The 12,105-nt window shown below is 57.1% G+C and carries 12 protein-coding genes and 1 pseudogene; 8 read left to right on the top strand and 5 right to left on the bottom strand.

Annotated elements, in window-relative coordinates; translation table 11 throughout:
- Positions 1-130: pseudogene (locus tag NW838_RS00340) on the top strand (lipoyl synthase); the annotation flags it as partial.
- Here NW838_RS00340 and NW838_RS00335 read toward each other — a convergent pair.
- The gene (locus NW838_RS00335; protein ID WP_414427270.1) at positions 127-1,371 is read right to left on the bottom strand and encodes an Era-like GTP-binding protein; all 1,245 of its coding nucleotides are present in this window, start codon (positions 1,369-1,371) and stop codon (positions 127-129) included. The pseudogene NW838_RS00340 and the gene NW838_RS00335 overlap by 4 nt on opposite strands.
- 134 nt (positions 1,372-1,505) lie before the next feature.
- Here NW838_RS00335 and NW838_RS00330 point away from each other — a divergent pair, with 134 nt between their 5' ends.
- From NW838_RS00330 to aroQ, 6 genes are all read left to right on the top strand, one after another.
- Positions 1,506-1,655, top strand: a complete 150-nt coding sequence (locus tag NW838_RS00330; protein ID WP_414355501.1) for a hypothetical protein — start codon at positions 1,506-1,508, stop codon at positions 1,653-1,655.
- A gap of 422 nt (positions 1,656-2,077) precedes the next feature.
- On the top strand, positions 2,078-2,302 hold the full coding sequence (locus NW838_RS00325; RefSeq protein ID WP_414355500.1) for a hypothetical protein: 225 nt from the start codon (positions 2,078-2,080) through the stop codon (positions 2,300-2,302).
- A 276-nt stretch (positions 2,303-2,578) separates the two neighbouring features.
- Complete coding sequence (locus tag NW838_RS00320; RefSeq protein WP_414355499.1) at positions 2,579-3,451, top strand: glycosyltransferase; 873 nt, start codon at positions 2,579-2,581, stop codon at positions 3,449-3,451.
- 382 nt (positions 3,452-3,833) lie between these two features.
- Positions 3,834-5,783 (top strand): acetate--CoA ligase family protein, encoded by a 1,950-nt coding sequence (locus NW838_RS00315; RefSeq protein ID WP_414355498.1) that lies wholly within the window; start codon positions 3,834-3,836, stop codon positions 5,781-5,783.
- 168 nt (positions 5,784-5,951) lie between these two features.
- Positions 5,952-6,083, top strand: a complete 132-nt coding sequence (locus NW838_RS00310) for a hypothetical protein (RefSeq protein ID WP_011434447.1) — start codon at positions 5,952-5,954, stop codon at positions 6,081-6,083.
- Positions 6,061-6,558: a type II 3-dehydroquinate dehydratase gene (aroQ, locus tag NW838_RS00305; RefSeq protein ID WP_049749607.1), complete on the top strand. Its 498-nt coding sequence runs from the start codon at positions 6,061-6,063 to the stop codon at positions 6,556-6,558. Before NW838_RS00310 ends, aroQ begins: the two co-directional genes overlap by 23 nt.
- 6 nt (positions 6,559-6,564) lie before the next feature.
- On the opposite strand, the gene NW838_RS00300 is transcribed toward aroQ, so the two are convergent.
- The 3 genes from NW838_RS00300 to NW838_RS00290 all read right to left on the bottom strand — a co-directional run bounded on the left by NW838_RS00300 (position 6,565) and on the right by NW838_RS00290 (position 9,140).
- The gene (locus NW838_RS00300) at positions 6,565-7,575 is read right to left on the bottom strand and encodes an alpha/beta fold hydrolase (RefSeq protein ID WP_011434449.1); all 1,011 of its coding nucleotides are present in this window, start codon (positions 7,573-7,575) and stop codon (positions 6,565-6,567) included.
- Entirely contained in the window at positions 7,572-8,498 is a 927-nt protein-coding gene (locus tag NW838_RS00295; RefSeq protein ID WP_414427269.1) for a fatty acid desaturase family protein, read from the bottom strand. Before NW838_RS00295 ends, NW838_RS00300 begins: the two co-directional genes overlap by 4 nt.
- Positions 8,499-8,603: 105 nt before the next feature.
- Positions 8,604-9,140 carry a thioredoxin domain-containing protein gene (locus NW838_RS00290; RefSeq protein ID WP_414427268.1) on the bottom strand — a complete coding sequence of 179 codons (537 nt, stop codon included), beginning with the start codon at positions 9,138-9,140 and terminating at the stop codon, positions 8,604-8,606.
- Positions 9,141-9,331: 191 nt separating this feature from the next.
- Here NW838_RS00290 and pheT point away from each other — a divergent pair, with 191 nt between their 5' ends.
- The gene (gene pheT / locus NW838_RS00285) at positions 9,332-11,809 is read left to right on the top strand and encodes a phenylalanine--tRNA ligase subunit beta (RefSeq protein ID WP_414427271.1); all 2,478 of its coding nucleotides are present in this window, start codon (positions 9,332-9,334) and stop codon (positions 11,807-11,809) included.
- A gap of 99 nt (positions 11,810-11,908) precedes the next feature.
- Here the strand turns inward: pheT and NW838_RS00280 are convergent.
- Positions 11,909-12,105 (bottom strand): hypothetical protein (locus tag NW838_RS00280; protein WP_414427267.1); only part of this gene is annotated, 197 nt, incomplete at its 5' end.

Here is a 12,105-nt window from a genome sequence, read left to right as displayed (position 1 = left end):
GGAACGCTACTGGACTCCGGAAGAGTTTGCCGAGCTGGGCCAGATAGCCCGTCGGATGGGGTTTCGCCAGGTGCGCTCGGGGCCATTGGTGCGCAGCTCCTACCACGCTGCTGAAATGGTTGAGAACTAGGCGAGAAAACCTGGCAGGGAGGTTGTGCGGTCTGATACAGCCGGTCTTCCCTGTTCAATCAAGGCACGCAAGCCCGCTTCCAGGCCAAACGCTTGTGCTGCAAACTGGCTGAGCACCTGCGGCGCCAGGGATCCCAGGCGGTACAAGCTGATCCCCGCCACCAGACCCGGCAAAAGGCCGTTGCCCCAGTCTCCCCACAGCCAGGAACTTACTCCTTCTGCTAGCAGCAGCAAAGCCCCATTGAGCAGCAGCGGTCGCCACAGCCCCTCGCGAAAGGAGACCAGCCCCCTCCACAAGGCCGTCCGGGGTAGGTGAAGCCGCACTCCCAAGCCCAACAGCCAAAGGCCATCCAGCAGTGGGGCCAACAGCAAATCCAACCCCAGCGGAGCCAAGCCCACCACAATCCCCTTGCCAAGGGCGAAAATCCTGCCCCATTGCTCCACAAAGGGGGCATGGTGCTGCCACTGTTTTTCCAGAATCTGGGCCTGAACCCGGTCCAGCCGCTTCAACACATTCAAAGCCAGGAGGGATCCCGCCTCGGTTTGCAAAATCTGCAGAATTCGCCCCCGCAAGGCTTCAATTTGGGGTGCAGGCCGTTCCCATTCCAAAGTAATGCGGCCATCCGGCCAGTGGGTGCGGACTTTCAGAGGTTTTGGGCAAGCGGCCACGGTCAAAATCTCCTGCGGCGATACCCAGCCTAGGTGGCGGCTGATCTGGGCACAAATGGCCTGCAACTCCGCTTCGGAGTAGAGATCGCATTTGTTCAACACCAGCAGGATGGGCTTGTATAGAGTGCGCAGCTCCGAGAGAGCTTGGTATTCCAACTGGGTCAGGTCGGTGGCGATGACAAACACGATCAAATCCGCCGAGCGGGCCACATCCCAGGCCAACTGTTCGCGGGCTTCTCCTTCCACTTCGTTCAAACCCGGAGTATCCACCAGCCTCACCCGCCAAGGGATCCCTGGCTCCGGCTGCCACAGCAGGGATTGGGGCTGCTGAGTGACCCCATTGAGGGGGCCCACCTTCAATCGCTCCTCGCCGGTTAGGGCGTTCAGGACGGCCGACTTGCCACGGTTGACCAGCCCAAACACCGCAATGGAAAACAGCCGCGCGGTGAGGCGCTTGCGCAAAGTGGATAGAGCCCTGAACTCCGGTTGTAAATCCCGACGGCTGGCCAGAGATTGCCAATGATCCCAGCACCTTTGCAAAACGGTTTCGGCTTGGGTCAAGGGAGTGGTCATAGACAGGGGCAATGGACTAACCCTCACTCTAGAGGGAATTGCCCCTCAGGGCTAGCCGTTTCTCCCCCCCAGCGTGGGGAATCCAAACCCCACAAAATAGGGCATGATCACCCTAGGGTTCCGCCGAATCTCCTATGCTGTACCGCCTTCCCCAATCTCTGAAATGGCTTCGTGTGGGTGGATCCCATCGTTCTAAGCAAGAGCGCCAGATCGTGCGCAGCCTGCTGGCCTTTGCTGGGGCGCTGCTGGTTATGGATGTTGTGCTTCTAAGTACTCTTCGTTAGTTCAATTGGCTTGCCTGAGTGGTTTTTGGGATGCGCACCCACCACAAATGGCGTCGAAAGGCGTCTTGAATAGCGTTTGGGGTTGACCGAGCAGCTTGGGAGATTTCTATTCCGAATTGCAGCTGGCGAACCCAGTCTCCCCTCCCTAGTTGCGGGAGAGGGGCTGAGGGCAGTCGCATTCGCGTGGCAGATCGGAGACCAAAAGTAGCACCGAGCACCAGGGGAAAGCCAACGAAGCTTTCTCTGCCCGCTGCAGGAGAGGCGGAATAACTGTAACTCTGGCGGGGAAAGGAATAGGATGCTACATTCTGTCTTCCTTGCAGGAGCTTAATCTTGCTCTCAACATCTCTACATGCTACAATTCGCCCTGTGCCAAGAAGTTTTGAGGTAAGCGCTATTCATGCTAAGTACACGAGCAAGCCATGGAAAATTCTAAAGCTGAGGCTCTACAGCCGCGAGTTCTCTTAGTATGGCAAAATGCGGTGGACTACCTCACATTCCCGGTTTTTTCCAATAAGCAGGTAACCCTGTGTCCGGGATGGGCAGCGAAGGGGTGTGGCCTTAACTTTTACAGCATTCCTCAGGGGCTGGTTGAGTGCCCCTTGGGAGACTACGATCTTTACGAGTTTGTGCATCGTTCGAATTAGATTGAAGATAAAGAGTTTGATTTAGTAGTAGTTAACTCTTCTATTTTCGACTCATGTAAACCTTTCAACACCAAAAAGTTCGGCTGTCCAACAGTTTTGTTATCTGGAGATACCCATTGGGTATCTCCTCTATGTGGTCACGGAATAGCACCTATTAACTATCTCTTAAATTACTGCAGCCAAGAGAACTTTGACTATGTAGTCACTACTTACAATCGGCAGCATCTACACTGGTTTGTTTCAGCAGGGATCCAAAATGCGGCGTGGCTGCCTTTGATGAATATGTACGTGGTCACTCATGAGTGGGTAGAGACAAGAGAAAACAGAATTGCTTTCCTTGGCCAAATCGGTGGCTTTCACCCAAGGCGCTCTTTCCTGATCAATGCTCTGAGAGAAGCGGGTTTGCCTTTGATTGCTAAGTCAGGAACTAGAGAAGAGGGAGCTCATTTATTTGCCCACTCCTTGATCTCTTTTAACTGTAGCCTAAATGGCGACATTAACTTGAGGAACCTTGAAATTATCTCTGCAGGGGGCTTTCTATTGACAGATCGCCTTTCATTTGCATCTGGTTTTGATGAGTACTTAGTTCCCGGACTATATTGCGATACCTACAACTCTTATTCGGAGCTAGTAGAAAAGATTAAGTTTTACTTAGAGAACCCTGAATCAGCAATAGAGATTGCCAAAAGAGCTTATGAGAAGTTTTTTACCGACTGGCATCCAAAGTATCGAATGGCCGATCTAATGAATTGGATATTTAATGGAGAGCTGCCCGATTTTTACGCAGCAAAATCTGATCCCCGCTTTCTTATCAGCACCTCCTCTAGGGATTTGATAAACACACGTCTGGCTATTTACGAGTCTGCTCAGGAGCTACATCGACTGCAGGAGCAGCCAAAGGTGCTCGTTGGCCGGAACTGTCCTCCAGTGATTGTGGCCGATTTGCTAGACCTGCAGAGGTTAGATCTCTATGTTGAGCCTGGTTTCCCCCTATCTGATCTCCCAAGCGATGGAAAAATCCTGTCTCGTCTCCACGTAGCCAATATAAACTCTTATGTCAAAGAAAAGTGGGATCTTCTTATTGTAAAGACAGACGACCAATTGACAAAATTCGGTTTTGTTTTTCCTCTAGATTTGTCTTTATTTTAGGAAGTGAAAATCAAATTGCTTTCTCCAACACAAAGGACTTATTTACTTAGTCGGCTGTTAATAGAAGAATGGGAACTCTAATCCGTCAGATACTTCACGATAGGATTTAGCCTACAAGAAATCCACAAGCAGGAATCGGGGGAGCAGCAGCTTACCGGGGTATCCAGACCCAGGCCTGCCTTCTATCCTGCTCGACTGGAACTCTTGTACTTAACTCTCCAAAGGGGCTTTAACAGGCAAAAAGCTGCCCGGGATCCCTTGTGCTGCGAGGGCAAGCCGCCGGGGATGGGGGCCGGATCGGGAATAATGGAAGCGGCCCCAGCCGGGAGAGCTGGGTTTTCCCCGCGCTGAGGTCGTTGTTTCCCTTCTCTTGAGGCCGGCTATGGTTTTGCAGGAGGCGGCGGGCGTGCCCCGCATCAACGCGCGCGAGTCGGATGTTTTCGACATTTTCAACCTGAAGCATTATCTCGGCCCTAACCCCTATCTCAATACAGCCGCTTTCACCTTCGACTTTGCCCTTACCCAGTGCCCACAGCCGCTGCCCATTGATGTCTACCTGTCCAAGGTCTGCTTCCATTTCCCCCAGTTGCAGGAGGGATCTTATCCTTCCTACGCCCACTTGTTTGCCCGGCTGGTGACGGAGGTGAACCGGTTGCAGATGGATCTCCACTTGCAGAAGTGGAGCTGTCACCTGTTTCCAGAGTATGTGCGCATCGCGGTGCAGACCTTGCATGGCCGTACCACTCGTGCCGCGGTTTATTTTGCTTGGGATTGGCTGGAAGCCATCGCCCAAGGGGAGCCCTTCGACGTTGAAGGGGAGATGCGCCGCCTGCAGCAATTGTTTCGCAACTCGGTGTACGGCGGGCCGACGGTCTATGCCCTCCTGCGGGCTGCTCACGAACGCGGGATCCCTACCTACTACCTATGGGATGAAGGGGTGATGCAGTATGGCTATGGTCGCAACCAGGTGCGAGGGGTGGCCACCACCTTTCACTGCGACAGCCATCTCGACTCTGACTTCACCACCCGCAAAGACGATTGCAAAGCCTTTCTGGCGGCGCAAGGGTTCCCCGTGCCCCAGGGAGAGGTGGTCGCCTCTTTGGCAGAAGCTTTGCAGCAAGCGCAAGAAATCGGCTATCCGGTGGTGCTCAAGCCGGTGGCCGGCCACAAGGGGATAGGGGTAACAGCAGGCATTCAAACCCCAGAAGAACTGGCCTTTGCCTACGAGGTAGCCGTGGCAGCCCTTCCCCCTGAGGAGCCCATCCGGCTGATCCTGGAAAAGCATCTGCAGGGCACCGATTTTCGCCTGTTGTGTGTGGGAGGCCGCTTTGTGGCGGCCACGGAACGACGCCCCGCCTCAGTGACGGGAGATGGCCAAAGCACCATCGGGCAGCTCATCGAGCAGGCCAACCGGGATCCCGTCCGTTGGGATACCCCCACTTCTCCCCTGGGGCCGATCCAATGGGATGAGGCAATGGAGCGCTTTCTGGCAGAGCAAGGCTTGACAGTGGACAGTGTGCTGGAACCGGGGCGGACGGTCTATCTGCGCAAGGTATCCAATCTCTCGGCGGGAGGAGTGAGCCGCGATGTCACGGCCACCGTCCATCCCGACAACGTGGTTTTGGCCCAAACCATTGCCCAGCAGTTCTCGCTGGTGTGCTTGGGCATCGATGTCATTGCCCCCAGCCTGGAGCGCTCCTGGAAGGAGGGATCCCTGGGGATCATCGAGATCAATGCTGCGCCAGGTGTGCTCATGCACCAAAAACCTGCCATTGGCGCGGGAGTGGATGTGCCGGGGGCAATCCTCGACCATCTGTTTCCCAAGACGGCCCGCATCCCGATTTTGACCTTTAACCGCCTCACCTTGGCGGAGGCGCACACCTTGGTGGAGCATATTTTGTCCCACCGCCCCAACGCATGTGTGGGATCCGTCTGTCGGGAGGGCGTGCTGCTAAACCACAGCTCTAGACCCCTGCAGGGCAGCCTCTTTCGCCAGGTGAAAACCCTGCTGCGCCATCCCCAACTGGATCTGCTTTTGGCGGAAGCCGACGAAGAGACCCTGGAGCGGGAGGGCTTGGCCTACGAAGGCAGCGATCTGGTGGTGCTGCGGGATCCCTCCGATCAAGAGCTGCAAACCCTGAAACGGGATCTCAACCCCGGCGGCGCCCTCTTCCTGCAGCGGGGATCCACCCTAACTTTGACGGTGGCGGGCCAGGCGGAGCGATTTGAATTGCCGGGGACAGACCTTCAGATGGGGATCCTGCTGCGCTCCATGACCCTGCGGATCATCTGCAGAACCATTAGCCAGATGCTGAAGAACTGGTCTGGCTGAGGGGTTTTGGATTTTCTTCAGATTCTTGTAAAAGGGTAGGCAAAACAAGGGATCCCTGCTGGGGAAAAAGGCCGGCCAGCCGGTCAGCTCTACACCCCTCGGAAAGAAGCGCTATCATAGAATTCCGTCGAATAAACTCCCTTCGTAAAACCTCGCGAGGCAGATCGGATGGATTGGGTAGAAAAGGTGCTGGAAAAGATCCGGGAATGGGTGGAACGTGTGATCGACACCCTGCTGGGGAACCCCCAGCCTCAACCTGCTCCCATTCCGGTAGAAGATGGATCCCATCGTCGTCGTTAATCCGACTGCCATTGCCCCCGGCGGCGAGCCTCTCAGCCTCTTGGTACTGCATGGCCCCAACCTCAACCTGCTGGGGGTGCGAGAGGTGGGCATCTACGGCTCAGTATCCCTAGAGCAGATCGATCAGGCTCTGCATCGGCAGGCAGAAATGCTAGGGGCGAAGCTGGAGATTCTCCAGTCCAACCATGAGGGGGTGCTCATCGATGCCATTCACCGTGCCCGCCAGCAGCATGTCGGCATTCTGATCAACCCTGGGGCCTATACCCACACCAGCATTGCTCTCCGAGATGCCATTGCAGCCGTAGGATTGCCCACTGTGGAAGTCCACCTAAGCAACATCCATCGCCGCGAGCCCTTCCGCCAGCACTCTTACATCGCCGCCGTAGCGGTTGGGCAAATCAGTGGTTTTGGGGCACAAAGCTACCTGTTGGGACTACAGGCTCTGGTGCAACACCTGCGCCTGCAATCTGTGTAGGTGCCCTCAGCTCTCCAGGAACTCCTGCACGGCTGTGCGAATAAAAGCTTCATCCTCGGGGTTTTGATGAGGATTACCGGCCCGGTGCCCCCAAATGGAGGGGATGATCTTGTAAACCGCGTTCGGGATCCATTCTGCCTCAGCCCGACAATCTTCTGGGGTGAAGTACAGATCCGTTTGGGCGGGCATCACCAATGTTTGGGCCTGAATTGCCCTTAAAGCTGCCCGATAATCTCCCCGGTGAATGGGGTTGTCGCTGATATCGCAGCGGATCCAAGTTTCGATCATCGATAGCAAATTCTGCGGATCCCGGCGGCGGTAATTGGCCTCCCAGCCTCGCTCTAGATAATCTTCGAGAGAGGCATACCCCAAGGATTCATAGCATTTTTGGTTGAAAAAAGGTTGGGAAACAGCCCAACTGGCGTAGATGTGGGCAAAAGCTCGCAGACCCCGCTCTGGGACACCCGTAAATCGACGACCGTTCCAGGCGGGATCGGCAGTTAGGGCTGAGCGCAAACTCTCCAGAAAAACCCGATTGTGAACTGTGGTCTTGGCGGTGCCACAGAGGGCTACGATCCGTTCCACCCGCTCAGGAAACAGGGATCCCCAGTGATAGGCTTGCTGAGCCCCCATCGACCAGCCGTAGATCAGGCGGATGCGTTCGATCCCAAAGTGTTGGCGAATCAGGCTCTCCTGCAGGCGCACATTGTCCCAGTGGCTAAACCAGAAGCCATCTTCCCGCAAGCCACAGGCTGGATCGTTGCTGGGGGAAGTGGAAAGGCCATTGCCCAGCATATTGGGAATGAGGATAAACCACCGCTGCGGGTTGAGGATGCCGTCGGGACGAATCAGCCACTCCAGGTCGGGATGCTGAGCCCCATAGGAGGTGGGGTAGAGGATCAGGTTGTCTTTTCGGGGGGAAAGAGTCCCGTAGGTGGCGTAGGCGAGCGTGATTTGGGGCAGTTGGATCCCGCACTGTAGCTGAAAATCGTTCAGGCTCCAGGTGTAGTGAGTCATGCCTGAAATTGTTCAATCACCTGACGATGAACCCGCACATACCCCTGCCCTAGATGAGCCAGATGGGGCTTGAGGTATTGATGGGCATCGGCCAAAGCATGAAATGGAATGGAGGGGTAAAGGTGATGCTCAGCATGGTAAGGCATATTCCACATCAAAAAGCGGATTGGCCAAAGGGTAAGGGTGGTACGGGTATTGGAGAAGGGATCCTCGGTTTGGCTACAGCCTGTGTGCTCTGCCAGCAAAATGAAGCGCAAGATCGGCTGCCCTACCGCCAAAGGCAACAGCCACAGCCACACTATCCAGGGATCCCCCAGCAGAAGGGAGAGCAAGCTCCCAAGGCCGTAGACCCCTAGCTGCAACCGCACCGAACGAATGACCTCTTGGCGGGCCGATTCAGGAATGTAGGGATAGCCTTGCAACTGGCCGCTGGCTATGCGGATGTAGGTCTTCACCTTGCCGATCCACCAAGTCAAGCCGCTCAGCTCGAGCAAATACTCCGGCCAGCTCTGGGGTTTGGGATCCTCCAGCTCCGGATCCTTGCCCGGAATCTGGGTATAGCGGTGGTGCCATTTGTGGTATCGGCGATAAAAAGTGCTGTTGTAAAATGAGAGCAAGCCCGCCACCCAGGCTACCCCGTCATTCAGTTTTCGGCTGGAAAAAGCGGTGCGGTGTACACATTCGTGCAAGGCAGCAAACATCGTCGCCAAACTGGCCCCGTAAACCACCAGCGCCGGCAGGGCAATCCAGCCATTGACACCTTTCTGGGTCACCCACAGGCTGCCACTCACCGCCATCACCGCCAAATGTCCCAAAAGCTGCCGGAGCCCGGCTGAATTGGAGCGGACATTCAGTTGTCTGAGGCGCTCGCTCGGGATCAACCGTTGCGGATCCGGCAAAATCGGTGTTGTCTCGACAGCCATGGCCTGTTCTTGTGAGCTACGAGAATGGATAGAAGTTATCCAATATCAAACCGAGGCCAGACCTTTCCGCCTGTGTCCAAGACAACAAAACCCTGGACCAAACTCCTAACCATGACTGCGGGGATCCGGCTGACTGGGGAGGGCGCGCCTGCCCCGCTCCAGCTCAGACACCGGCCCGATGTTGGTCAACTGCAGGGGCTGTCCAGTTGCCAGAGCCAACACATTGGCTCGCAGAATCGACGGCGGCTGTTCGCCAATCGCCGATCCCAGCACTTCTCCCTGCCGATCCAAAAACAGAAAATGAGGGATGCCGTTCACCCGGTAGCGGCTCAGCTCCGGCAGCCACTTGGGATTATCCACATTGAGCATGACAAAGTTGACTTGATCGGCAAATTCCTTTTTGAGATTGGCCAGGAGGGGCGCCATCGCTCGGCAGGTGGTGCACCAATCGGCGTAGAACTCCACCAAAGAAGGCTTGCCATTGGCCTGAGCTTGCTCCCAAGGTATGGCTTCTTGGGCTAGAGCCTCTAGGTTGCTGCCCGCCTGACGACCCTGGCTGGCCAAAAACAAACCCACCGCTAAGAGCACAGCTGCCGCGGCAACCAGCCCGTTGCGCAACCGTTTTGCCCAGTCTTCCTTCATCTTTCCTCACCTTGCCATCCGCTGGATCTGACCTCAGCCCTCGCCTTCACCGTTTTAGCATCCCACCCTGTCCCACCGGTTCCGGCCAGAACCGGGTCTATGCCATCCCACGATCTTGGGCCGGGATCCCGGCTGGAGAAGAGGGCCAGGTGAGCGATAATGGGTGCGGCGTTTGCACCGATGGCTCAGCGATGCGCATCTCCTTGAAGTGGCTGCGAGAACTGGTGGATTTCCAACTTTCACCTGAAGAACTGGGAGAGGCCCTCACCCTGGCGGGGTTTGAAGTGGAAGAGATCGAAGACCGCCGCACCTGGGCAGATGGGGTGGTTTTGGGCAGGATCCTGGCTGCCGAGCCTCACCCCAACGCCGACAAGCTGCAGGTTTGCCAGGTGGATTTGGGATCCGATCGGCCTGCCACCATTGTCTGTGGAGCCGCCAACGCCCGCCCTGGGATCCTGGTAGCAGTGGCCACGCCCGGCACCCATTTGCCCGCCCTCTCCCTCACCATTGCCAAAGCCGACAAGCGGGGGGTGATCTCGGAGGGCATGATCTGCTCTCTGGCAGAGCTGGGGCTGGAGAAATCTTCCGAAGGGATCCACGAATTCCCGCCCGACTTGGATCTGGAGGTTCATCCGCTTGGCTCTGATGTGCGCCCCCTTCTAGGCTTGGACGATGTGGTGCTGGATCTCACTTCCACCGCCAACCGGGCCGATGCCCTGAGCATGGTGGGGATCGCCCGCGAAGTGGCTGCCCTCACCCGCAACCCGCTGCGCCTGCCCCCCGTCCAGCCTCTTCAGGCCAAGCCCATCCCCAACTTTCAGTTGCGCATTGCCGACGCCAAAGCCTGCCCCGCCTACAGTGGCGTGTTGATCGAAGGGGTGAAAGTCGGCCCTTCCCCCGACTGGCTAAAACACCGACTGGCCGCTGCCGGCATGCGATCCATCAACAATGTAGTGGATATTACCAATCTGATCCTGCTGGAATGGGGCCAGCCTTTGCACGCCTTCGACTGGGATCGCCTGCTCCAGGTCATGGGCAAGAAAAAACCCACCATCGAGGTGCGCTTGGCCCAGCCGGGAGAAACCTTAAAGACCTTGGACGGCCAAACCCGCACCTTGCAAGCCGACAGTCATCTCATTGTGGCCGGCAGCCAACCGGTAGCTCTGGCCGGGGTCATGGGAGGGGAAGAAACCGAGGTCGGCTCGACCACCACTCGCATTTTCTTGGAAGCAGCCCTATTCGATCCAGCGGTGACGCGGCGCTCGGCCCGGTCTCAAGGTCTGCGCACCGAGGCTTCCACCCGCTATGAGCGAGGGGTTAACTTTGCCACCCTCGATCAGGCCCGAGATCGGGCGGTGCAGTTGATCCTGGAACTGGCAGGGGGAGCAGTAACCGGCCTTACCACCTTTGACCGGCGGCCCCCCCTGGAACGCAGCCTGAAATTGCGGCTGTCGCGGCTGATCGATGTGTTGGGGGACGAGGTGCAGGCGGCGGATGTGGAAGAGATCCTGTCTGCCTTGGGCTTTCAGCTCTCCCGTTGCGAAGAGGCCAGTTCCCAGGATGCTCTCTCCCCCGCTACAGAAACGGCAACTGTGGCCCGCTGCGTCTGGCAGGTCGTCGTTCCCCCCTATCGCCTGCGGGACATTGAGCGGGAGATCGACCTCATCGAGGAGTTTGCCCGTCTCTACGGCTATGACCGCTTCTCGGAAACCCTGCCCACCGAGCCGCAGGTGGGATCCCTTTCGGCGCGGGAAACATTCACCCGCCAGATCCGAGAAGTGCTGCGCGGCATTGGCCTGACAGAGGTATATCACATCTCCCTCTGCCCGGCGGAGGAGGATGGATCTTTGGTGAGGATTGCCAATCCACTTTCGCCTGAATATTCAGCCGTGCGCAATGCGCTACTTCCCGGCCTGGTGGAGGCCTTCCGCTTCAACTGGGATCAAGGCAACGGCCCGCTCCAAGCCTTTGAAATCGGTCGTGTTTTTGCCCATGCCCTTCCCCCCAACCCCCACCCTTACCGGGAAGCTGAGCATATCGGCGGTATCTTGGGCGGGGATCCCAATCCCCACGATTGGCAGCACCGCAACCGACCCATGGACTGGTTCGAGGCCAAGGGGCTGCTGGTCTCCGCTCTGGAGCGGCTGGGATTTGGCCCGGAGTTTCGTCTGGATCCCCCTGAAGAGCAATCGTCCCTGCTTCACCCCGGTCGCCAGGCCAGTTTGTGGATTGAGGGATCCCGCATCGGTTTGTTCGGGCAACTGCACCCCCGCCTCTGTCAGGAAAAGGGGCTGCCAGATCAGGTCTATGGGTTTGAGCTGCAGTTGGATCCCTTGCTGGAAAGCCTGGAGAGACGGGGCATTGTGCAATTTGTCCCCTTTTCGCCCTTTCCTGCTGCCGATCGGGATATCGCCTTCTTTGCGCCACTCGACCTTGCCGTTGGTGAGATCGAGAAGGTTATCCGTCGAGCGGGCGGAGAACTTCTCCAATCGGTGCAGCTTTTCGACGAGTACCGTGGTCAAGGCGTACCTGCAGGGCAGCGCAGCCTTGCCTTCCGCCTGGTGTACCGTGCTCCCGATCGCACCCTCACGGATGCGGAGGTAGAAGCTCTGCAAAACCAGGTGAGGGCGCAGTTGACAACACAATTTCCGGTTACCTTGCGCAGCTAGCCGACCACTTTACCCCAGCCGCGGCGGGCTGCCCTTCTCTGGCAGCATCTTCATCAGCAGTTTGGCCCGGCGTTGCTTGCTTCTGTGCCGGACGAATGGCTAGGACGGTTGGTGGGGGTGTCGGGAGATCTGATCCAACGTTGCCGTCGAGAAATGAGGATCCCCGCTGGCGCTTTGGGCTGCGGAGAGCAGAATTGAGACGGGGGGAGCCTCGGAGAGAAACTCGAGCGCTTGTCTCGCCAAAAGACAGGCTGCTGCCGCCTCAACCCCAGCAAAAGGACGGCAAAACACTTGGT

The sequence above is a fragment of the Synechococcus sp. R55.2 genome (genome assembly GCF_047462075.1).
In the GTDB taxonomy this organism is placed as follows: domain Bacteria; phylum Cyanobacteriota; class Cyanobacteriia; order Thermostichales; family Thermostichaceae; genus Thermostichus.
This window is presented reverse-complemented; position numbering and strand designations above follow the sequence as displayed.

Coding starts and splice junctions, on each gene's coding strand:
- aroQ (WP_049749607.1), top strand. CDS start 6,061: ATGGATCCCATCGTCGTCGTTAATCCGACTGCCATTGCCCCCGGCGGC.
- NW838_RS00325 (WP_414355500.1), top strand. CDS start 2,078: ATGGAAAATTCTAAAGCTGAGGCTCTACAGCCGCGAGTTCTCTTAGTA.
- NW838_RS00335 (WP_414427270.1), bottom strand. CDS start 1,371: ATGACCACTCCCTTGACCCAAGCCGAAACCGTTTTGCAAAGGTGCTGG.
- pheT (WP_414427271.1), top strand. CDS start 9,332: ATGCGCATCTCCTTGAAGTGGCTGCGAGAACTGGTGGATTTCCAACTT.
- NW838_RS00330 (WP_414355501.1), top strand. CDS start 1,506: ATGCTGTACCGCCTTCCCCAATCTCTGAAATGGCTTCGTGTGGGTGGA.
- NW838_RS00310 (WP_011434447.1), top strand. CDS start 5,952: ATGGATTGGGTAGAAAAGGTGCTGGAAAAGATCCGGGAATGGGTGGAA.
- NW838_RS00300 (WP_011434449.1), bottom strand. CDS start 7,575: ATGACTCACTACACCTGGAGCCTGAACGATTTTCAGCTACAGTGCGGG.
- NW838_RS00320 (WP_414355499.1), top strand. CDS start 2,579: ATGAATATGTACGTGGTCACTCATGAGTGGGTAGAGACAAGAGAAAAC.
- NW838_RS00290 (WP_414427268.1), bottom strand. CDS start 9,140: ATGAAGGAAGACTGGGCAAAACGGTTGCGCAACGGGCTGGTTGCCGCG.
- NW838_RS00295 (WP_414427269.1), bottom strand. CDS start 8,498: ATGGCTGTCGAGACAACACCGATTTTGCCGGATCCGCAACGGTTGATC.
- NW838_RS00315 (WP_414355498.1), top strand. CDS start 3,834: ATGGTTTTGCAGGAGGCGGCGGGCGTGCCCCGCATCAACGCGCGCGAG.